Raw genomic sequence first — 21,814 nt, 5'->3', positions numbered from 1 at the left:
TTAATTTTGGTTAAAATTTACAACACAATATCAATTTGCTATGATTTTTATCATCATTTTATCTTTGAATTGTGTAACTTTCTTGGATCTCCGTCTAACGACAAAAATTTAGGTCGGTAATTATCTCAATAGATAGCCCCATTTTGCAACAGGTATTTAATAATCAGTTAACTTATTCCCGCTTGGTGTAGATCATGAATATTAAGTGCACCAACTAATTCACCTTGATTATTCACTACTGGCGCAGCTGTAATATTATGATCATTAAATGTTTTTAAGGCTTCGACCGCTTTCCAATTTTCCGGTATTTGATGTCCTGGACTGGTCATTACTTCGATAACATTGTCTTGTAGTGTACCATGTTTTAATAGTAATCGACGCAAATCTCCATCAGTAAAAACACCAACAATTTTATTATCATCTTGACATATTGCCACTAACCCTACACCAGTTCGACTTAATTCTAACATCGCATCGAGTACCGTTGCTGATTGTGAAACTTTAGGAATTAAATCTCCTTTTCGCATAATATCTTTTACGTGATTTAACAATTTAGCTCCTAGACTACCAGCAGGATGTGAACGAGCAAAATCTTCTTCTTTAAAACCACGAGCTCGCATAACGGCAATAGCCAATGCATCACCCATTAATAATGTATTAGTTGAACTTGATGTTGGTGCTAGTCCCATTGGGCAAGCTTCTTTTTCAATTGAAATGTCTAATACTGCTTGTGCTGCTGTCGCAAGTGGCGAATCAAGTCCTCCAGTAATAGCGATAACCGGAATATTCATGGCTGCAAGGATTGGTAAAATAAATTGAAACTCCTTTGCTCGACCAGAATAAGAGATCAAAATTACTACATCGTTTTCGGTTACCATGCCTAAGTCACCGTGTAGCGCTTCCGACGGATGCATAAAAAAAGCCGGACTACCGGTACTAGCTAATGAAGCGGCGATTTTTTTTCCAATATGTCCTGATTTACCAATACCTGACACGACAACTTTTCCCTTGGTGGACAAGATGAATTGACAAGCCTTAATAAAGTCTTTACCAAGTCGGGCGGGTAACTTTTGTGCTTCGTGAAGTTCAAGTTCAAGAAGTTCTCGACCATATTGTAACAATTTATCCATGTTTAATTGCCTATTGAATTAAATTTACACAAAAATTAAATCTATAATCAATTTTATGATTATATTTAATCAGATTATGCTAGATAGTCTAACAATTAACTATTGAATATTCAAAAAGCTTTTAGAATTAAAAAACAAAATGAGTGAGACAATATTTAAGAATGGTGTTTTTAAACGGTTAATACTATGTTTTAAAGATTTAACTCTCTAATAATATTTACAAAATTTAACAATTACATCATTAAATGTAGTTGCGTAGATTTTTTTGTGGCACTATACTCTATAGATTATTTTAACCGCAATATTTGGTGGTAATTTAGTCGGTCTAACTGAAATAAAGTGAAATAAAACATAGTATTACTTGACAAGGGATGTCAAAATGCGTTATAATTTAAAACACCAAACACCAAACACCAAACACCAAACCTGCCCAACTTTTAATTTAAATTCGTCTCGTTTTAGCCAACGAAGTTTCGTTTTTTCGTGTGGTTTATTTTTTCAGCAATCCCTTAAATTGTTATCAAGATTGTGTTTATCTTGGTCGATTTTTTTAACTTTACTGCCTATTATCTTTCTACCATTTTCATTTAATAGTCAAGCGCTGACCGCTTATACTACAAATGTTATTCACGGTAATGTGCCATATTTAACTTTTGATGGTGGTCAAACGCGCGCGACAGACTTAGACGAACTGATGAAGATATCCTTCTCTGATGGTACGACATTAACACCAGCAAGTAATAACTCAAACTCATCACATGCTATTTTACTGCCGGTTGCCGGTCAGAGTTTTGCCGATATTGATATGTTGGTGCCAACTAATGTTAATGCCATACCATTAAGCACCCTTATTGGCGCGCCTTATAACTATTGGGATGACGATGATGGCGATGGTGATTTTACCGTTACAGGGCAGTTGCATTTATCTATTCTTGATAAATTTGACCGTCCGGTTACTCGTGACAATGTGCCGACTATTTGTAAAGCACCTTATCGAGTGATATTAAGAACTGATGATGTTATCTTATCCTCCCGTTATGGCGTACCTAAAAGTACTTCTTTTACTGCAAGTACTGTCACTTATTATATTAAACCACAGCCGATGGCGGATATTTGCTCTGCCAGACCTTTGTTAGAATATAACGGCGAACGTGCTGGTCCTTTTTCTATGTGGGACCCAGGTTTGGGTTTTCTTGTTCAGTCATCCGAACCGTCATCTTATGGTTTGAATTTTCCTACTACTGGCGCAGATGGTTTATATTTTGATTTAGTGTTAGGTAGTATTGATACGCAATTAACTTGGGATCCTGTTTCTCCTAAGGGCGATATTAAAGCGACTATGACCTATTTAAATAGCTCAGACCCTAGTCTTGTCCGAGTCACCTTAAATGGTCCCGTGGCTACACCGCAGCAATGGCGTGTAGATAATCCGGGTTGGGCCGGTGAGAAGATAATTGCTCCATCATTGCCTCAGACATTTGAGTTGGTGGGTAAAGGTAAAGATAGTCACAATAATGATATCGTGTTGAAGTATGGTTTTGTGTTAAAGCAGTGGTTTGTCAACCGAGGTAATAAATCAGCGGTAGCTTCCATACAGGGATCATGGTGTCTTAATCTAGGTCTAGGTTTAGGTTATCGTCTTCCGCGCCTTAGAGAATTAACTAACGCAAGGTGTTCTAGCTCGAAAGATTACTGCCCTAAAAATGATTATCCATCAAATGGTACTGGTTATTCACGACGAATTGGTGCAGGACTCCTTGCTGAGTGGGGTTCTCTGGACCGATACTCTAATGCTAATTTCATATATGCTAAACCCTATTGGTCGAGTGAACCGGTTCCAACTGATGCGGAAGGCAAAGAGACGAGCGAAAGCACCACCCAGTACGCCGCGACCGTTAGTACTGGTACAATCAGTCGTCTTAGTAAGATATATCCCTATGTTGGTGCAATTTGCGCCGTAGGGGATGAGAAGGAAGAAGATAAATAGCTTTACTAGAGCTTAAAAAAGAAGCTGATTGACGGGAGTGATAAAAGACAAGATTCTGCTGAATTCACCCCGATAGGTTTATTTTTGAGGAACGGGGTTTTTACAGTAAAAAAAATTGCTGAATGGCGTTTTTAAAAGATTAACACTATGTTTTAAAGACTTAACGCTCTAATAATATTTACAAAATTTAGCAATTAAACCTTTAAATACAGTTGCATAGATTTTTTTCAAGTACTATACTCTATAGGTTATTTTAACCGCAATATTCGGTGATGATTTAGTCAGTTAAGCTGGAATAAAATGAAATAAAACATAGTATTACTTGACAAGGGATGTCAAAATGCGTTATAATTTACAACACCAAACACCAAACACCAAACCTGCCCAACTTTTAATTTAAATTCGCTTCGTTTTAGCCAGCAAAGTTTCGTTTTTTCGTGTGGTTTATTTTTTCAGCAATCCCTTAAATTGTTATCAAGATTGTTTTTATCTTGGTCGATTTTTTTAACTTTACTGCCTATTATCTTTCTACCATTTTCATTTAATAGTCAAGCGCTGACCGCTTATACTACAAATGTTATTCACGGTAATGTGCCATATTTAACTTTTGATGGTGGTCAAACACGCGCGACAGACTTAGACGAACTGATGAAGATATCCTTCTCTGATGGTACGACATTAACACCAGCAAGTAATAACTCAAACTCATCACATGCTATTTTACTGCCGGTTGCCGGTCAGAGCTTTGCCGATATTGATATGTTGGTGCCAACTAATGTTAATGCCATACCATTAAGCACCCTTATTGGTGCGCCTTATAACTATTGGGATGATGATGATGGCGATGGTGATTTTACCGTTACAGGGCAGTTGCATTTATCTATTCTTGATAAATTTGACCGTCCGGTCACTCGTGACAATGTGCCGACTATTTGTAAAGCACCTTATCGAGTGATGTTAAGAACTGATGATGTTATTTTATCCTCCCGTTATGGCGTACCTAAAAGTACTTCTTTTACTGCAAGTACTGTCACTTATTATATTAAACCACAGCCAACAGCGGATATTTGCTCTGCCAGACCTTTGTTAGAATATAACGGCGAACGTGCTGGTCCTTTTTCTGTGTGGGACACAGGCTTAGGGTTTCTTGTTCAGTCATCCGAACCGTCATCTTATGGTTTGAATTTTCCTACTACTGGCGCAGATGGTTTATATTTTGATTTGGTGCTAGGTAGTATTGATACGCAATTAACATGGGATCCTGTTTCTCCTAAGGGCGATATTAAAGCGACTATGACCTATTTAAATAGCTCAGACCCTAGTATTGTCCGGGTCACCTTAAATGGTCCCGTGGCTACACCGCAGCAATGGCGTGTAGATGATCCGGGTTGGGCAGGTAAGAAAATAATTGCTCCATCATTGCCTCAGACATTTGAGTTGGTGGGTAAAGGTAAAGATAGTCACAATAATGATATCATGTTGAAGTATGGTTTTGTGTTAAAGCAGTGGTTTGTCAACCGAGGTTATATAACAGCGGTAGCTTCCAGACAGGGATCATGGTGTCTTAATCTAGGTTTAGGTTTAGGTTATCGACTTCCACGCCTTAGAGAATTAACTAACGCATCATTCTGTTCTGGCTACTGTCCAAGTGTTGATTATCCATCAAATACTTATCATTATTCGCGACGAATTGGAGCCGGGTTTTTAGCTGAGTGGGGTGATATGACTAGATACAAGGATGAGGCGAGAAACCACTATTCCTATTGGTCGAGTGAACCGGTGCCAACTAATCCGGAAAAACCTAACGATACAAGCAATAGCACCACCCAGTACGCCGCGACCGCTGTTCACGGTCTGATTACAAATTCAAGTATGAACGCCTATGCTGCAGTAGCTTGCGTCACGGGGGATGAGAAGAAAGAAGGTAAATAACTTTGCTAGAGCTTAAAAAAGAAGCTGATTGACGGGAGTGATAAAAGACAAGATTCTGCTGAATTCACTCCGATAGGTTTATTTTTGAGGAACGGGGTTTTTACAGTAAAAAATTGTGGAATATTTTTTTGACGTCCTAAAATCCCAACGCTACTTTAACCCCTAGTAAGATCAATATTACACCTAATAATTTATCAATAATAAATTGAAGTTTGAAATAACGTCGCTGGACGATTTGGGTTTGAAAGATAAATACAACCAATGGCCACCAAAGTAAGGCTTCAAGCCAAATAATAAATGCGACGAGCAATTTATCCATTAAAGTTGAGTCTGCATTGAGTAGTTGGGTAAATATAGCCAGAAAAAACAGTGTCGCTTTCGGATTTAGTAAGTTACATAATAGCCCTTGCATAAATGCCGCCTTTGCGGTGACATTAATTGGCTGAGTTTGTTTGCTGATGTAAGTGGTAGCACTACTTTTAGCTAATAACGCTTTAGTACCTATCCATAGCAAATAAGCAGCGCCAGCATAACGCAAGGCATTATACAGCCACGGGGTAGCGGTGATTAATACCGCAATACCTGCCACACAATAGCTCATATGAATGGCGATCGCGCTTATCACCCCTAAACAGGTCATTAATGCCATTTTTCGGTTATAACTTAAGCTGTTTTTTAAGACCAGAAAAAAATCTGGTCCCGGGGATATCATGCCTAAACAGCTAATAGTGATAACTAAAATTAAGGTATCGACGCTCATTTTTGCACTTGTGCCGCATTGTTTAATGTCGCGATATTCGATTTATGTTGTTCTATAAATTGTTTTTTATCAACGTTCTCACCGCTTAAGTAATCGGTTAAAAATTTTGCATTGGTTTTAATTTGTGCACCATTTAGAATCAATCTCGGTAAATCAATTTGATAAATATTTTGATTAGGTGATTTTTGTAAATCATCAACATTTGCATTGGTTAACAAATAGAGTTTGCGCTCTTTTTCTGATAACTTTTTCACCGTTTCGGTGCCAGCTCCCATCATTAAATGGTCAGGGAAGATGTAAAATACAGTATTATCTAATATACCTTGCTGTTTCAGGTGGTTAATAAATTCCCCTAAATTATAATCGAGCGAAGCGGCCACAAAAGACATATTATCTGGTTTAGGGCTGATGACAGCAGTCATGCGCTCATCATTAAAACCGTTTGGAGCATGAGTTGAGACAGTTGAGATAAATAGCGCAAAGGGTTTATCGGCATTTTGCAACTCTTGTATTTGCTGTTTAGCAATGTCTAATATATCTTTATCATACAATCCAAATGGTGCATTTGGATATTTGCCTACATAATTTTTTTCGGAAACGACTTGCATGCCTATTACTTCGGCGGTGTGGCCAATTCCTGCAAATTCCGGACCAGCCATAACATAGCGAGTTTGATAACCGGCTTGTTTTAGCACATCACCTAAGGTAACTAATTGAGTGGTATTTGCACCTTTTAATGGTGAAGTTGAGTGTTCTCCGATTAAAAATGGCACACCAGTCATATAGGTATACATAGAGGCTGTTGTCCATGTACTACCTGCACTCATTGGCATATTAGCAAAGAAAGTATATTGTTGCTTGAGTTGTCTTAAATTTGGCGTGATATCAGCAAAATCTAAAAATCCTTGTTCGAAGGATTCTAACGACAACACAATAATATTTTTGCCTTTTTGGCTATCAAGTTGTGATTTTTCAACATAATCATTCATATTTAAGTTTTGTAACGCTTGGGCAAAAGTTGCTTTTGGGGCGCAAGTAACTTGATAGATTTCATAAGCACGACTAATAGGGCCGTTATGATAACTAATTGAGGCAACGGCAATGGCAACTAATAGTAATCGCCAGTGTAATTTACATTTATGGCGAAACCAGTTGGCTAATTTGCTGAGGATAACTACTAACCCCAAAAATACCACAATCACCAATAGCGCTTGCAGTTTAAAGATGAATAATCCTTCAATAATATCATTCATGTTCAGATTGACGTAAAACTGATAATCAATAAATCCACCACTAAAATAAATTGAGGTAAGCTCCATCACAATAATAACGGTCATTAAAATGATGGTGAATAATTGCCATTTTTTTTGTTTAAAAAACGAAGCTAAACTAATGGTTAAGATAAAAAGTGGTAAAACAACTAAAGTCGATAATGGCATAACAATCAATACTCATTTTTACTTTAAAATTTAAAAATTGTCCCAGTATATACTTAATAAACAGAAAAATAAAAATCGGAATTGATTGGTTAATACATTAACCAGTCCTTTGCTGTCGATGTAGGTTTCTACTTTATCAACTATATCAACTATCTTACTTAAGTTATTTCACCTTAATGATAATAATTATTGTTTGTTGTTGATAATTGGAAGCATTAGCAATAAGATAGTTAGCAAATATTTGCAACTGTTTTAAGGTCTACGCCATGTTGTGCTGGTTACGCAATGTTACAATTGTTTTATCAATGTCTTTATTTTGTTTATCAATAAGTTATGCCGATATCACTTTACCTACGCCACAAATGAAAGATGGCATGGGGTTATTTGATAGCCTTAAAAAACGTGCTTCAACTCCAGGCGGAGGGTTTCCAACCGGGATGGTCTCAGATGATGAACTATCAAGTGTGCTTTGGTCGGCAACGGGATTAAATCGAGGTAAAAATGGTTGGACGGTGCCAATGGCTAGTGGTAAACAACCTTATGTTCGTCTTTATGTCGCTAGCGATAAAGGTGCCTTTTTATATGAATGGGAAGGACACTATCTTCGTGAGATAACTAAGCAAGATATTCGTGCTGACATTGGTATGCAAAATTTTACTAAGCGAGCACCATATATTGTTATTTTTGTAGCTGATGGTGCAAGTCTCAATGATTTTGATGCACAAAAAGCCAATGATTTTAGTCAAATTGCCGTTGGTGCTATGAGTCAAAACGTCTATTTGTCTGCTGCAGCATTAAAACTCAGCACTCGTTACATCCATTCAATAAAGCCTGACATTATTAGTCAATCGTTACAATTGCCAGAAAGCAGTAAACCAATAGGGATAATGTTGTTAGCAAAATAAAAGGAGTAAGCAGTGAAAAAGTATTTAACTTTAGTGTTACTACTGATTGCCAGTTTAGCGATTTTTAGTTCCCCTTCTTACGCAACTGAAAAGAAGTATGCAAGCTGGAATGCGATTGTGGATGAAATGGATATCATTTTAAATGATGCTTATAACATCTATTTTATGAAAGACAACGAAGCTGCTAAAGATCGAGTAAACAATGCTTATTTTGGTTTTTATGAAAAGCATGGTGTTGAACGTGCGGTAATGTCTTACATTTCCGGCAAACGAGGCACTGATACCGAATACCAATTTGCTAAAATTAAACGATTAATGAATCAAGGCGCGCCTAATAAAGTTGTGCGAACTGAGATTGATGTTATTCTGAAAATGCTCCACGAAGATGCTAATGAGTTAGATGGTAAAAAAGAGAGTGGCTGGAGTGTCTTCTTTGCCTCATTTATTATTATTTTCCGTGAAGGATTAGAGGCGATACTGGTGATTGCGGCAATTTCTGCATATTTAGTTCGTTCAGATAATAAGCCAATGCTTAAAGTCGTCTATCTAAGCAGTTTATTTGCGGTGTTTGCCAGCGTGTTGGCTGCTATCGCCTTGCATACTATTGTTGGTTTAAGTGGTGCCAATCAAGAAATTATGGAAGGTGCCGCCATGTTACTCGCAACAGTGGTGCTGTTCTTTATAAGTAACTGGATGCTATCTAAGTCAGAATCGAAAGCTTGGAAAAATTATGTTGAAGGAAAGGTGCAAAGTGCGGTATCAACAGGAAGCAGTTTTGCTTTAGGGTTTGCTGCCTTTTTAGCTGTATTTCGTGAAGGAGCGGAAACGATCATATTTTATCAAGCTATGTTAGCTGATGCTAAAGATCACATGGATATGGTTTGGTATGGACTAGGTGTTGGTACCATCGTGTTGACTTTGGTATTTATTGTTATCCGCTTTGGCAGTGTTAAATTACCGCTTAAACCATTTTTTATTTGTACCAGTGCATTAATGTATCTTATGGCGATAGCCTTTGCTGGTGGTGGTGTGAAAGAGTTACAAGAAGCAGATATTATTTCGGTCACCCCAGTAGATTTTGTCCATTCAGTAGAGGTATTAGGCATCTATCCAACGGTTGAAACATTGGTGCCACAGTTAGTCATGCTAGTTGTCGTGATGCTCTCTATTATGTATTACAAAAAATATCATAAAAATTAAATAATATTATTATTCTTGGTGTAATTTAAACTTGAATAGTAATTAAAACATTGGCAGTAATTTGTAATTGATTAGTCATTAGTTTATTGATTAATTATTAAAGGGTAAAACAAGTTGTTAAAAAAATTAAGGAGTTTTCAATGAAAAAACTAATTATTTCTGCTGGTATTTCGTCAATACTTGCACTTTCTTCAATGGCAAATGCTGCTGCGCCGGCACCCGGTGAAGAAAAAGGTTTTGAAGAGTTTCCAATCGGTGAAGAAGTCACTGTTGGTCCATTACATATTGGTGCGGTTTACTTCCAACCTGTAGATATGGAGCCTGCTGGTATGGGTGGCTTACCTGCTTCTAAGTCAGATATGCATATCGAAGCCGATATTTCTGCTGCCGAAGGTAATAAGTTAGGTTTTGGTGTAGGTGATTTTGTCCCTTACTTAACTGTAAAATATAAAATTCAAAAACAAGGTAGTGACAAAACTATCGAAGGTAATTTTATGCCGATGAATGCATCAGATGGCCCACACTATGGTAACAATATTAAGTTAGATGGTGCGGGTAAATATAAAGTTACATTCACAATCGAAAACCCTGAAAAACAAGGTTATTTATTGCATGTAGATAAAGAAACTGGTGTTGAAGGTCGTTTCTGGTCTAAACCAATCGAGGTTTCTTGGGACTTTGACTACATCCCTCGTGCATGGTAATAATTAGCTAAACTATTGGCGAGTGTAACAACTCGCCAATATACGTTGTAATCTTTAGGCAATCGTTATGCTCCAATATCTTATCAGTATTACCGATAATACTTTTGTACCTGTGATCATATTGGCACTTGTTAGTGCAGTGTTTGTTCAGTCAAACCTATATAGTGGTAAAAAATATCTTTTCATTGGTTTTTTATTGGGAATGCTGGCGGCAATCATTTATGCAATCTTAAAGCGTAATACCGGTATTGCTGTTCGAGAGTACTATGACCTTAGTGTGATTATTCCGTGGTGCATCATTGTCATTCCATTGCTTATCTGCTGGTCGCTCAGAAATTCGTTCCAACAACCTATTATTAAGATTCTATTGGCTGTATTAACAGCTGTTGCCATAGGGCTGATTACAGCTCAATGCTTACCGAATATTTTACTCTACCCATTTGGATTTGATGTTGGCATGGAGTCAATATTCAATAATGATTATCTGTTTAAATGGGTTGGTTATGGCTTTGCTCTATTAGTTTGTGGTTTAATTGGCTGGTTGATTTATCGCCTTTGCGCTAGGTTATCAACTCGATTGGTGGTGGTGATTGCGACATTTGCCATTATTATCTTTACCATTCAAAACGCCATTAATTTACTGCAAATATTAATTGTCAGACGATTTATCTCACCGCAACAGTGGATGATGGATTTGGTGATTTTTATTTTAGCGCATGTCAACTTGTTTACTTTTATCTTTATGGTGTTGGTATTACTACTCACTGTTTTATTATATACCAAAGCAAAAACCACCTCGCTGGTTGGTAATAATCCCGCTCAAATACGCAAACTTAAAGCAAGTTTACGCCGTGATCGTCGTACATCATTATTGTTAATGGCGGGAGTGGCTATTACTGCCTACACCGTCACTCGTGCTCGTTATATATTTGAAAAAGGGGTCGAACTCACCCCTGCTGAACCGGTTACGCCAAATGCTGATGGTTTAATTGTTATTCCATTAGAACAAGTTAATGACGGCAATTTGCATCGTTATGGTTATAAAACAACCGATGGCACATTAGTAAGATTTATTGTGATTAAGAAAAGCGAAAATGCCTATGGGGTCGGTTTTGATGCTTGTGATATTTGTGGGGCAAGTGGTTATTATCAACGAGGAAATCAAGTTGTCTGTATTTTATGTGATGTCGTGATGAATATTGCGACTATTGGTTTTTCTGGTGGTTGTAATCCCGTTCCGCTTAAATATGAGATTTTAGATGGCAATATGATTATTCGACCTACGCATCTTGAAGCTGAAAAAAGTCGTTTTAAGTAAATGGTTTTAAAAGGAAGAAAATATGTTTCGTAGAATGTTACTTAGCGTGTTAGTTCGTCAAAAAAAGAAGCTATTTTTAATTGCCTTAACCGTTGCTTTAGGTGTGTCGCTGGCGACTGCCATGTTAAATGTAATGTTTGATGTCGGTGATAAAGTTAATCAGGAATTAAAGGCCTATGGTGCTAACTTAAATATCGTTCCCAAAGGGGCTGCATTGGTTAATGAGTTATATCAACTGGATAATACAGATACACAAGCTGCTATTCAATATATCAAGCAAGATGATTTAGTAAAGATTAAGATGATCTTCTGGGCATATAATATTGTTGATTTTGCACCTTATCTTACTACACAAGTAACAGTTAATGATAAACCAGTTAGCTTAGTTGGAACTTGGTTTAATAAACATCTGACTATACCAACTGGTGATGAAGTTGACACTGGCATGTTAGCTATGAAGTCATGGTGGTCAATTGAAGGCAACACTATGAAGGATGATAATTTGCAAGGTGTAATGGTGGGTGAGAGTCTTGCTAAGCAAATGAATCTTAAACTAGGCGATAGCCTTGAGCTAATTTCACCATTAACCAATAAAAAAGTGACTTTAACTGTAAATAATATATTCCACAGTGGTGGGATCGAAGATTCTCAGCTTTATGTGTCACTTCCTGTCGCGCAAAATCTGGCTAATAAAGACGGTTTGGTTGAACGGGTAGAAGTGAGTGCATTAACCACGCCCGAAAATGATTTAGCCCGTAAAGCAGCACAAGATCCTAATAGCTTATCACGCACTGAATGGGATACATGGTACTGTACCGCTTATATCAGTTCGATTGCCTATCAATTAGAGGAGTTAATGCCAGATGTTCGGGTAAAAGCGATAATGCAGGTAGCCGAATCTGAAGGATCTATCTTGCAAAAAACGCAGTTATTAATGCTATTGTTAACTGTTTTATCCTTAATTTGCTCGGCGCTAGCAATATCCAATTTAGTTACTGCCAATGTGATTGAGCGTAGTACTGAAATTGGTTTATTAAAAGCGTTAGGGGCAACAAATATTTCGGTAGCGATGTTAATCCTTACTGAAATACTGATCATTGCTTTACTCGGGGGGATGGTAGGTTATTTTGTCGGTCTTGGCTTTGCGCAAATTATTGGCCAAACGGTATTTGGTTCGTTTATTGAACCTAAGATGATAATTATTCCACTGGTGTTAATTATGGTAAGCATGATCACCTTATTAGGCAGTTTACCGGCACTACGTATTATGATGTTTTTACGCCCAACCGATGTGTTGCATGGTCGGTAAGTGAGGCTAAATGATGATGAATAAAAATCAACGCTTTATTTTAAAAACGCTGCTTAGTTCGTTAATTCGCCGTCGTTCCCGGATTGCTATTGCTCTACTCGGTGTAGCGATAGGAGCAACCGTTTTACTTGGTATGGTTACACTTTGTTATGATATCCCAAGACAAATGGGACAAGAGTTTCGCTCTTATGGTGCCAATCTGCTGTTGATGCCGGCTAATAATCAACCTACCATGCCAATGGCGGAAGTAAAAAAAGCCGTAAGCTTACTACCGCAAGATAAGCTATTAGGGGTTACCCCATTTCGTTATGACTCTATCCGCAGTAATCAACAGCCTTATACCATTGTCGGCACCCAGTTTGATCAAGTTATCAATACTAGCCCTTATTGGAAAATAGAAGGTGAAGTGCCGAAAAATCCAAATGAAATTATGATCGGTACCGATATTGCCCATTTTGCTAAGCTTAGCATTGGTAGTACGATGCCGATTTCAGGAAAATCTAAACAAAATTCGCGCTTCGATGAAGAATTAACTATTACCGGCATCGTCAAAACCGGTCGAGCTGAGGATAACTTTATCTTTATTGAACTCAATGATCTTGAAACGTTACTCGAAGAAAACAATCAAGCCGAAGTGGTCGAAATAAGTATTACGGCAACGCAAGATGAGTTACAGCGCTATATTCAAACCATTAAAGATAATTCCAACACGGTCGAACCCCATCTTATAAAATGGGTAACACAATCGGAAGCATCGGTACTTGGTAAACTGTCATCTTTACTCTATTTGGTAACACTAGTGGTGTTAATTTTGACAATGATCTGTGTTGCCACCACTATGATGACGGTCGTTATGGAGCGCCGTAAAGAGATTGGTCTGAAAAAGGCTATTGGTGCAACCAACAAAAGTATTGCCAAAGAATTTTTAGCCGAAGGATTAATCTTAGGTATTGTCGGTGGCGTGATTGGGGTAATTTGTGGTCTGATTTTTGCTCAAGTAATCAGTGCTAACGTATTTGGGCGATCAATTGTAATTGAATTTTATTTAATACCAACAACGATTATTATTTCGGCTGTGGTAACCATTATTGCGTGTTTGATTCCAGTAAAACGTGCACTTGAAGTTGAACCAGCATTAGTTTTACGTGGCGAATAGGATAGTAAAGTATGAATATGCTCGAAGTGAATAATGTATCTAAAATCTATGGCTCATTACATGCCTTGTCTGAAGTTAATTTAACCGTTGAAGAGGGTAAATGGTTATCTATTATGGGACCATCAGGCAGTGGTAAAACAACCTTAATGAATATTATTGGTTGTATGGATAAACCGTCATTAGGCTCTGTGATTTTAGATGGACAAGATATTACCCAGTTGTCATTACCACAGCTGACGGAAATTCGCCGTGATAAGATTGGTCTAATCTTTCAACAATTCCATCTTGTTTCCTATTTAACTGCATTAGAAAACGTAATGGTGGCGCAATATTATCACAGTATGGTAGATGAAAAAGAAGCCTTACAAGCATTAGAACGAGTTGGACTTGCAGCACGGGCCAAACATTTACCGCGCCAATTATCGGGTGGTGAACAGCAAAGGGTCTGTATTGCCAGAGCGCTAATTAATTATCCAAAACTGATTTTAGCTGATGAGCCAACTGGTAACTTAGATGAAAGTAATGAAGCAATGGTTATGAACTTACTACATCAACTTCACGAAGAAGGAAGTACAATCATCGTGGTTACGCATTCGCCTGAAGTATCAAAACATGCGCAGACTACGGTGGTTCTTGAACATGGTAAGGTAGCAAGTATTATCAATAATTAATAATTAAAGGGTCTATATTTATGAAAAATCGTGTTGTTACATCTGTATTGTTTATATTTATCGGGGCACTACTTATTTTGTTTCCGCTTTATATTTTACCTGTCTGCCCGTTACCTGATGCGCAAGCTATACCTGCTACAACGATGGCAGGGGATGGGCATATGCATATGCATTCAACTCCAGGTAAAATCATGAAATGCTTTTGGACTGCAAGGGCTGAAATTGGTATTGGTAGTTTAGTGATTGCCATTGGTGCGTTAGTACTATTTAGTCGCTCACTATTTGTCCGTATGGGATTGAGTATGGCGTTAGCTTGCACCGCAGTTTTAGCGGCAGCTATTCCAACTATTTTAATTGGTGTTTGTGGCAATGAGATGATGCGTTGTAATATGGGTGCCAAACCTGCACTGATTTTATTAGCTATCGTTTTGGCAATTGCTGCAATCAGCAATGTGCTTTATTTGAATAAACAAGTAAATAAACAAATAAGATAAACAGTATTAAGTAAGTATCAACAATCAACATTAGTCACCATCAGCCTTAATACAACAAGATATAAAAACGAGAACTAAAACATGCAAGAAAAACCGATTACTATAGCAAATTTAGCATGGCGAAACATTCAAAGACGACCATTTCGGAGTTGTTGTTTGATTATCATTATTATGCTGTTTTCCGCTACGCTATTTGGCGGTAGCGTGTTAATGAAAAATCTGAGTTTAGGTATTTCCGGTATGGCTAATCGTTTAGGCGCGGATATTCTTGTTGTACCTTACGGTTATGAAAAAAATCTTGAAGTGGCATTGTTACGTGGTGAACCAAGCAGTTTTTATCTAAAAGCGGATTTGATGGATAAAATTAAAGTAATCAAAGGGGTTAAAGCTGTCTCCCCCCAACTGTTTATCGCTTCATTGAATGCTGGTTGCTGTACGTCTAAAGTACAACTTATTGGTTTTGATCAGCAAAGTGATTTTGTGATCAAACCTTGGTTGCAAACGCAGTTAAACCAACCATTGAACAATAATCAGGTTGTTGTTGGTAGCAAAATTACCGCCAATGTCGGTGATGAAATTAAGTTTTTTAATCATCCATTTAAAGTCGCAGCCAAAATGGATAGTACCGGAATGGGCTTTGATACCTCTGTATTTATGACGATCCCGACGGCACAGTTACTGATGAAAGAAGCGAACCTAATTGAAGGCGATACTGAACACTTTGCTAACTATGTATCATCAATTTTTGTTAAAGTCGATCCTGATTATCAGCCTAAAGATGTTGTTAATCAGATGATGCCGAAATATGCTATTGACTACAATATTGATTTTGTGATGACCAAAGGCATGTTAAGTAATATTTCCAAATGGCTAACTGGTTTTTCAACTATTGTCTATAGTTTATCGGCAATTTTCTGGGTATTGGCAATTATTGTCATCTTTGTGATATTTTCATCATCACTTAATGAACGTAAACGTGAAATAAGTCTATTACGTATTTTAGGCGCTTCACGTAGTGATCTGGTTAAAATGTTACTGCGAGAATCGCTTATTATTAGCGCTTTAGGTGGTATTGCAGGTATTGTGATTGCTGGTGTATTGATTTATGCCTTTAGCTTATTGATTTGCCAGTCGATAGGTTTGCCATGTATGAACATTTCCATTACTGACGGATTTATTTATGCATTAATGGTATTTATGTTGACGTTAATTATTGGTCCACTGTCTAGTATTTATTCGGCATTATCGTTGACTAAATTTGATACTTATCAAACATTAAGAGAGGGTGAATAATGTTATTGGATGTCAAAAACCTTCGCAAAGATTATCAACGTGGTTCGCAACATTTCTCAGCGGTAAATAATGTTAGTTTTTCAATGGCACAAACCGATTTTATCACTATTATGGGCAAATCAGGCAGTGGTAAAACGACGTTACTTAATATGATTGCTGGGTTATTGACCCCGACTCAAGGTAAAATTACCATTAATGGTACCAACTTATTTGAACTTGATGATAAGCAGGTGTCAGCATTTCGTAATCAAAATATTGGCTACATTCCACAAGGTAGTAGTTTATTACCCAATTTAACCGCACTGGAAAATATTCGCTTACCATTTTATTTAACTAAACGGGAAAACCAATCTAGCTTAAATTATGCGCTGGAGCTGCTTGAAAAGGCTAAAATTGGCTACTTAAAAGATACTTATCCCGCGAATATGTCGGGAGGAGAAATGCGTCGAATTGCTATTTTACGGGCGCTGATTTGTCGGCCACAATTAGTGATTGCCGATGAACCTACCAGCGATCTTGATGAAGAAAGCTCCGCACAAATTATGGCATTATTAACCGAGATTCACCAACAAGGTACAGGACTATTAATTGTTACTCATGATAATGATGTAGCAAATTATAGCCAAAGAAAGTTAAAAATGTCCTCAGGTCGATTAATCGATTAGTTTGCACTAATGGTATCTCGAGTAATTATAACAATAGTGGATTACAGCCCATATCGATCATAATTTTATTTAACTTTATCAGCGGTAATCAGACTAATGAATTAATATCATCACCTTCAAGTTTATCAAAAAGGGTGATACCTAACTCGTCACATTTAAAACTGCCAGCGCATTGTAATGGCATCTCTTTCGCGATATAAGCATCAATTTCTGCATCAGTTAACTGGCGAAAAGTAACCTTAAACGGTTCACAAATTGTTTGCGATTGGCCAGTACGAGTATCAATGACGGTCATTCCGGTATAAAAGTAAAACGCTTTACCGCTGCTATTTCTCAATTGTTGTTGGGCATTTTCAATGGTATGTGGTTTGCAAACAATCTGATCATCCAATACACCTACTTGATCAGAACCAATAATCAAACTATCAGGATAATTAGCCACTAACGACTGCGCTTTGGCATTAGCTAAACGCACCACCAATTGCTGTGCACCTTCATTTAACAAAGGCGTTTCATCACAAATGGGTGGTACACACTCAAACGGAATGGCTAATTTTTCCAATACCTTTTTACGTGATAACGATGTCGATGCTAAGATAATTCTCATTGCAACTATTCTCTTAAGATTCATGGCGAAAGATGAGCATTAAAACCGATATAACGGTAATAATCAACAGTCAGTTGTGTTATAAAGTTATCTAGCAACGATGGTCAGTTTTATTTTGGGGCGATTGTCTCAATGGCTTATCAATCACTCTTTTTCGATAAGTTTTATTAACCACTAAATTAGTTAAACTGCAAGTAATTGCAACAAATCGTTGTTCATTGAATTTCAGACGTTTTATTGTTTGGCAGCAATTTCAATATCGAGATTACGTCCGAGTAAAGTGGATTTGCGCGAACCCTCTTTACTCGGAAGTAAATTTTAAATTAAATCTAGCGTACCACTAACACTGATGTTTGTGCGCCACGCACCACTCCTGAGGCATTTGATCCCAGTAAGTGTGTTGAGATATTAGGACGTCTTGAACCTAAAATAATTAGATCTGGTTCAATTTCTTCGGCTATATGTAAGATCTCATCTCTTGGATTACCAAAAGCGATTGAAAAAGATAAATTTTCCCGTGGTAAATTAATCGTATCAATCAAACGATGTAACCACTGTTCTGTTTGTACAGTAGCTTGATCTTTAAACTCATCAAAACCAAATGAGTAAGCATTCACGATAGCCGATGCAACCGGTAAGGTATGAAAGAAGATAACTTGTGCATTGGATAATTTTGCTAAACACTCAACATGAGGGATCACTTTTTGAGTGAGTTCATCTTCAAGCACATCAATCGGAACTAATATTTTTTTGTACATAACGCCTCCTCACAATATTTAAACTTGGCTTTACCATTTTATTGGTGAAGGCCAACGGTATTGGTTCAGTATGATACTAATTTTAAATGAAATCCAATTGTTACATGACTATCCTAACGCGAATTTAAAAGATTGAAATAATTTTTTTGCAAAATCATGATGGAGATCAACTATAACTAACATTATTTATCATCATGACCTTAAACCGACACTAAAACAAACAATAACAAACAATTTGCGTGGTGTCGCCGCGGGAGATTGTAAAGAGGGTTGGCGCCAACCCTCTTAACTCGGACGTAATCACCGTATAAAAATAACCGCAAAACTAGCTATCAAACAACAAAACGTCCAAAACTCAAACAACCAAAAAAACTTGAGGAAAGAGGTTTTTAAAGCCTAAAAATCCCGCCAATAAATCGCTAACGCTAGTTATAACATCAGCTATTACTGATAATAAACGTTTATTTTTATAAATTAGTTTAGTGCTTCTTATTTAGCGACATCCGCAATGTGCTGACAACTGAGTGAGGTTAGCATGGCAAACAGGGATGTTTGGCAAGGCTGTGTTTTGTCAGGAACAAATCACAGCCGGTGCGTTAAGAGCGAACGCAGGCAGAAGGCAGTCACGCAGTGACCACTTGCGTGGTCGCCGCGGGAGATTGTAAAGAGGGTTCGCGCCAACCCTCTTAACTCGGACGTAATCACCGTATAGAAATAACCACAAAACAACAAAACGTCCGAAACTCAAACAACCAAAAAAATTTTGAGGAGAGGGGTTTTTAAAGCCAAAATCCCGCCAATAAATCGCTAACGTTAGTTATAACATCAGCTAGTTCCAATAATTAAAGTGTATTTTGGCAAATAAGTTTGGTGTATTTAATTTAGCGACATTCGCAATGTGCTGACAACTGAGAGAGGTTAGCATGGCAAACAGGGATGTTTGCCAAGGCGGTGCTTTGTCAGGAACAAATCACAGCCGGTGCGTTAAGACCGAACGAAGACGGAAGGCAGTCACGCAGTGACCACTTGCGTGGTCGCCGCGGGAGATTGTAAAGAGGGTTGGCGGCAACCCTCTTAACTCGGACGTAATCACCGTATAGAAACAACCACAAAACTGCAAACGTCCGAAACTCAAAGAACTAAAAAATTTTGAGGAACGGGGTTTTTAAAGCTAAAATCCATCCAATAAAACGCTAACGTTAGTTATAACATCAGCTAGTAACCAAAAAATTTGAGGAAAGGGGTTTTTAAAGCCTAAAAATCCCCCTAAAGTTTCTCCGAAATTGGTTTTAAGCGAGTAATTAAGACATAATATTACATTAATCTTTACAAAAGTTAACAATTAAACCGCCAAAAAAAGTTGCATGGTTTTTTCCAATCACTATACTTTTATAGCATATTTATACGAATGGATAAATTTTATGCCGTTAGGCTTAAAATTTTAAATAAATCATAAAATTGGATTGACAAGGATATCTGATATGGATTATAATTTTCAACACACAACACACAACACACAACCTGCCCAACCTATAATTTCACCTTTCTAAAGTTAAGCTCACACCGTTTATTATTTCACAGTAGTTTATTATTTCAGCAATTTCCAAAATTTCAGCAAAATTTTTCAAAATTTCTTGGTTTAGTCTGTTTATCCCGGCCGATGGTTTTGGTATTAACCGTGGTTGTATTACAGTCTATCTCTTTTTCTAACTATGCATTAACCACAAAAACGACCAATATTATTTATGGCTCAGCACCTTATTTAACCTTTGATGGTGGTCGTACCCGGGTAACAAATACTGAAGCGCTACTCGGGATATCGCTTTCAGATGGAAGAACATTTACTCCCACAACCAATAATTCGAGTTCAACTAATCCTATCGAGTTACCTGTTGCTGGTCAGAGTTTTGCAGATATTGGTATGTTAGTACCAACGGATACTAATTCTATTGAATTAAGTTCACTTATTGGCACACCGTATAATTATTGGGGGGATGATGATGGTGATGGTCAGGGAGTTAATGGTATCACCGCTACCGGTAGTTTAAAATTAACTATTGTTGATAACGACAATAATCCTGTTGCCCGTAATGAAGTACTGACTATTTGTACCGATCAAGCGCCATATAGATTAACTTTATCTAATACTAGCGGTAGATTAAAAACACGTTATGGGGTGCCTAATGAAAGTTATTTTACGTCAGGTAGCGTCACTTATTATATTAATCCTAAGAAAGAATCATCGCCATTCATTTGTTCTGCAAGCCCTTTAGCCACAGGCAGATATCGAACTAAAGGGCTTTCTGATGCCGTTTGGGACTGGCGTATGGGTTATCTACCACAGTCAGTTACACCATCGTCTTATGGTTTAAACTTCCCGACTACGGGTACTAATAAGTTGTATTTTAATTTACGTATAGGTGGTAGTAATCAGGTCTTATCTTGGAAGCCAGTTACGCATAGTGGTATTACTGCTACTATGACCTATCCATATGGAACAAGTACAAGAGTTCGAGTCACCCTAACTGGTCCTGTTGCTACACGCTCGCAATGGCAATCAAATAATTCAGGTCAAATCGACAGACCATCTTTACCGCAGACATTTGAGTTAGTCGGTCGTGATAGCAGTGGTAATGCGGTGGTCAAATATGGTTTTGTGTTAAAGCAGTGGTTTGTTGGAGGTGACTATGGAGGTTCCCATTCTTTTGTATCATCTAAATGTAATAGTTTTGGATACCGTGTCCCAAAGGCCAGTGATTTAACTAATGCGACTTGTCAACCAGCTTGGGGGCAGAGCCAAGATGTGTGTCAAGGTGCAGAAGGTGCAACGCCTTCGTCACCTTATAATCGTGCCTTGAATCACATTGGTGGAGGATTGTTCACGGAATGGGGGGAAATGTCCCTTTACCATAACTATGACCGAGCAAACCAGTTCATCGAAAATGGTAGATATTGGACGAGTGATCAGACGAGTGAGAACAACGTTCAGGGATACCATAAGGTTTACTGTGATGGTTATGGTGGCTTTGCAACAGATGATAGAGGGGACTCCGCCAACGGAATCTGTGTCTATCCTTAGCTATTATTTCTTAGTTCTTAGGTATTAAAGCTGAGGATAAGAAAAATAACATTAGGACATTAAACGATCATTGCGCCCTGTCAAGGCAATGGCGTTGACGCTGACGAAGTGGGCGTTAAAAACGATTTTGTGGCGCGACATTCGCAATGTGCTGACAACTGAGCGAGGTTAGCATGGCAAACAGGGATGTTTGCCAAGGCTGTGTTTTGTCAGGAACAAATCACAGCCGGTGCGTTAAGACCGAACGCAGGCGGAAGGCAGTCACGCAGTGACCACTTGCGTAGTCGCCGCGGGAGATTGTAAAGAGGGTTGGCGTCAACCCTCTTAACTCGGACGTAATCACCGTATAGAAACAACCACAAAACAACAAAACGTCCGAAACTCAAACAACCAAAAAATTTTGAGGA

Annotated in this window: 18 protein-coding genes; 13 read left to right on the top strand and 5 right to left on the bottom strand. The window is 37.8% G+C overall.

Going from position 1 to position 21,814, the window contains the following annotated elements; genetic code table 11:
• Positions 1-167 precede the first annotated feature (167 nt).
• The gene (gene gutQ, locus H3U97_RS01735) at positions 168-1,130 is read right to left on the bottom strand and encodes an arabinose-5-phosphate isomerase GutQ (protein WP_198197790.1); all 963 of its coding nucleotides are present in this window, start codon (positions 1,128-1,130) and stop codon (positions 168-170) included.
• A gap of 379 nt (positions 1,131-1,509) precedes the next feature.
• Here gutQ and H3U97_RS01730 point away from each other — a divergent pair, with 379 nt between their 5' ends.
• Positions 1,510-3,117: a hypothetical protein gene (locus tag H3U97_RS01730; protein WP_198197789.1), complete on the top strand. Its 1,608-nt coding sequence runs from the start codon at positions 1,510-1,512 to the stop codon at positions 3,115-3,117.
• A 468-nt stretch (positions 3,118-3,585) separates the two neighbouring features.
• Positions 3,586-5,049 (top strand): hypothetical protein, encoded by a 1,464-nt coding sequence (locus H3U97_RS01725; RefSeq protein WP_198197787.1) that lies wholly within the window; start codon positions 3,586-3,588, stop codon positions 5,047-5,049.
• Between the two features lie 136 nt (positions 5,050-5,185).
• On the opposite strand, the gene H3U97_RS01720 is transcribed toward H3U97_RS01725, so the two are convergent.
• The gene (locus tag H3U97_RS01720; RefSeq protein WP_198197785.1) at positions 5,186-5,809 is read right to left on the bottom strand and encodes a LysE family transporter; all 624 of its coding nucleotides are present in this window, start codon (positions 5,807-5,809) and stop codon (positions 5,186-5,188) included.
• Positions 5,806-7,248: an LTA synthase family protein gene (locus H3U97_RS01715; RefSeq protein ID WP_198197783.1), complete on the bottom strand. Its 1,443-nt coding sequence runs from the start codon at positions 7,246-7,248 to the stop codon at positions 5,806-5,808. Before H3U97_RS01715 ends, H3U97_RS01720 begins: the two co-directional genes overlap by 4 nt.
• Before the next feature lie 266 nt (positions 7,249-7,514).
• Between H3U97_RS01715 and H3U97_RS01710 the strand changes: the two genes are divergently transcribed.
• The 10 genes from H3U97_RS01710 (at position 7,515) to H3U97_RS01665 (ending at position 16,963) form a co-directional block, all read left to right on the top strand.
• Positions 7,515-8,153 (top strand): nitroreductase family protein, encoded by a 639-nt coding sequence (locus H3U97_RS01710; RefSeq protein WP_086353865.1) that lies wholly within the window; start codon positions 7,515-7,517, stop codon positions 8,151-8,153.
• A 12-nt stretch (positions 8,154-8,165) separates the two neighbouring features.
• Positions 8,166-9,353, top strand: coding sequence for an FTR1 family protein (locus H3U97_RS01705; RefSeq protein ID WP_198197781.1), 1,188 nt, complete (start codon positions 8,166-8,168; stop codon positions 9,351-9,353).
• Positions 9,354-9,493: 140 nt separating this feature from the next.
• Positions 9,494-10,057 carry an iron transporter gene (locus H3U97_RS01700; RefSeq protein WP_065578501.1) on the top strand — a complete coding sequence of 188 codons (564 nt, stop codon included), beginning with the start codon at positions 9,494-9,496 and terminating at the stop codon, positions 10,055-10,057.
• A gap of 67 nt (positions 10,058-10,124) precedes the next feature.
• Positions 10,125-11,375 carry a Fe-S-containing protein gene (locus H3U97_RS01695; protein WP_198197779.1) on the top strand — a complete coding sequence of 417 codons (1,251 nt, stop codon included), beginning with the start codon at positions 10,125-10,127 and terminating at the stop codon, positions 11,373-11,375.
• Between the two features lie 22 nt (positions 11,376-11,397).
• Complete coding sequence (locus H3U97_RS01690; RefSeq protein WP_198197777.1) at positions 11,398-12,684, top strand: ABC transporter permease; 1,287 nt, start codon at positions 11,398-11,400, stop codon at positions 12,682-12,684.
• Positions 12,685-12,697: 13 nt separating this feature from the next.
• Positions 12,698-13,840, top strand: a complete 1,143-nt coding sequence (locus H3U97_RS01685; RefSeq protein ID WP_232343711.1) for an ABC transporter permease — start codon at positions 12,698-12,700, stop codon at positions 13,838-13,840.
• Positions 13,841-13,851: 11 nt separating this feature from the next.
• Positions 13,852-14,511, top strand: a complete 660-nt coding sequence (locus H3U97_RS01680; protein ID WP_065563564.1) for an ABC transporter ATP-binding protein — start codon at positions 13,852-13,854, stop codon at positions 14,509-14,511.
• A gap of 20 nt (positions 14,512-14,531) precedes the next feature.
• Positions 14,532-15,005, top strand: a complete 474-nt coding sequence (locus tag H3U97_RS01675) for a DUF4418 family protein (RefSeq protein ID WP_198197772.1) — start codon at positions 14,532-14,534, stop codon at positions 15,003-15,005.
• An 81-nt stretch (positions 15,006-15,086) separates the two neighbouring features.
• Positions 15,087-16,298: an FtsX-like permease family protein gene (locus H3U97_RS01670; RefSeq protein WP_198197770.1), complete on the top strand. Its 1,212-nt coding sequence runs from the start codon at positions 15,087-15,089 to the stop codon at positions 16,296-16,298.
• Positions 16,298-16,963 carry an ABC transporter ATP-binding protein gene (locus tag H3U97_RS01665; protein ID WP_198197768.1) on the top strand — a complete coding sequence of 222 codons (666 nt, stop codon included), beginning with the start codon at positions 16,298-16,300 and terminating at the stop codon, positions 16,961-16,963. The genes H3U97_RS01670 and H3U97_RS01665 overlap by 1 nt, the downstream gene beginning before the upstream one ends.
• A gap of 88 nt (positions 16,964-17,051) precedes the next feature.
• Here the strand turns inward: H3U97_RS01665 and H3U97_RS01660 are convergent, their stop codons facing one another.
• Both H3U97_RS01660 and H3U97_RS01655 read right to left on the bottom strand, forming a co-directional pair.
• The gene (locus H3U97_RS01660) at positions 17,052-17,570 is read right to left on the bottom strand and encodes a nucleoside triphosphate pyrophosphatase (protein ID WP_198197766.1); all 519 of its coding nucleotides are present in this window, start codon (positions 17,568-17,570) and stop codon (positions 17,052-17,054) included.
• 329 nt (positions 17,571-17,899) lie between these two features.
• Positions 17,900-18,328 (bottom strand): universal stress protein, encoded by a 429-nt coding sequence (locus H3U97_RS01655; protein ID WP_034904481.1) that lies wholly within the window; start codon positions 18,326-18,328, stop codon positions 17,900-17,902.
• Between the two features lie 1,660 nt (positions 18,329-19,988).
• Here H3U97_RS01655 and H3U97_RS01650 point away from each other — a divergent pair.
• Entirely contained in the window at positions 19,989-21,407 is a 1,419-nt protein-coding gene (locus H3U97_RS01650) for a hypothetical protein (RefSeq protein ID WP_198197764.1), read from the top strand.
• Positions 21,408-21,814: the final 407 nt, after the last annotated feature.

This window comes from Gilliamella sp. W8128 (assembly GCF_016100545.1).
Classification (GTDB): Bacteria; Pseudomonadota; Gammaproteobacteria; order Enterobacterales; family Orbaceae; genus Gilliamella; species Gilliamella apis.
This window is presented reverse-complemented; position numbering and strand designations above follow the sequence as displayed.

Bases quoted from the DNA above. Each gene is read 5' to 3' on its own strand.
- gutQ (WP_198197790.1), bottom strand. From the start codon at position 1,130: ATGGATAAATTGTTACAATATGGTCGAGAACTTCTTGAACTTGAACTT.
- H3U97_RS01730 (WP_198197789.1), top strand. From the start codon at position 1,510: ATGCGTTATAATTTAAAACACCAAACACCAAACACCAAACACCAAACC.
- H3U97_RS01720 (WP_198197785.1), bottom strand. From the start codon at position 5,809: ATGAGCGTCGATACCTTAATTTTAGTTATCACTATTAGCTGTTTAGGC.
- H3U97_RS01715 (WP_198197783.1), bottom strand. From the start codon at position 7,248: ATGCCATTATCGACTTTAGTTGTTTTACCACTTTTTATCTTAACCATT.
- H3U97_RS01710 (WP_086353865.1), top strand. From the start codon at position 7,515: ATGTTGTGCTGGTTACGCAATGTTACAATTGTTTTATCAATGTCTTTA.
- H3U97_RS01700 (WP_065578501.1), top strand. From the start codon at position 9,494: ATGAAAAAACTAATTATTTCTGCTGGTATTTCGTCAATACTTGCACTT.
- H3U97_RS01695 (WP_198197779.1), top strand. From the start codon at position 10,125: ATGCTCCAATATCTTATCAGTATTACCGATAATACTTTTGTACCTGTG.
- H3U97_RS01690 (WP_198197777.1), top strand. From the start codon at position 11,398: ATGTTTCGTAGAATGTTACTTAGCGTGTTAGTTCGTCAAAAAAAGAAG.
- H3U97_RS01685 (WP_232343711.1), top strand. From the start codon at position 12,698: ATGATGAATAAAAATCAACGCTTTATTTTAAAAACGCTGCTTAGTTCG.
- H3U97_RS01680 (WP_065563564.1), top strand. From the start codon at position 13,852: ATGAATATGCTCGAAGTGAATAATGTATCTAAAATCTATGGCTCATTA.
- H3U97_RS01675 (WP_198197772.1), top strand. From the start codon at position 14,532: ATGAAAAATCGTGTTGTTACATCTGTATTGTTTATATTTATCGGGGCA.
- H3U97_RS01670 (WP_198197770.1), top strand. From the start codon at position 15,087: ATGCAAGAAAAACCGATTACTATAGCAAATTTAGCATGGCGAAACATT.
- H3U97_RS01665 (WP_198197768.1), top strand. From the start codon at position 16,298: ATGTTATTGGATGTCAAAAACCTTCGCAAAGATTATCAACGTGGTTCG.
- H3U97_RS01660 (WP_198197766.1), bottom strand. From the start codon at position 17,570: ATGAGAATTATCTTAGCATCGACATCGTTATCACGTAAAAAGGTATTG.
- H3U97_RS01655 (WP_034904481.1), bottom strand. From the start codon at position 18,328: ATGTACAAAAAAATATTAGTTCCGATTGATGTGCTTGAAGATGAACTC.
- H3U97_RS01650 (WP_198197764.1), top strand. From the start codon at position 19,989: ATGGTTTTGGTATTAACCGTGGTTGTATTACAGTCTATCTCTTTTTCT.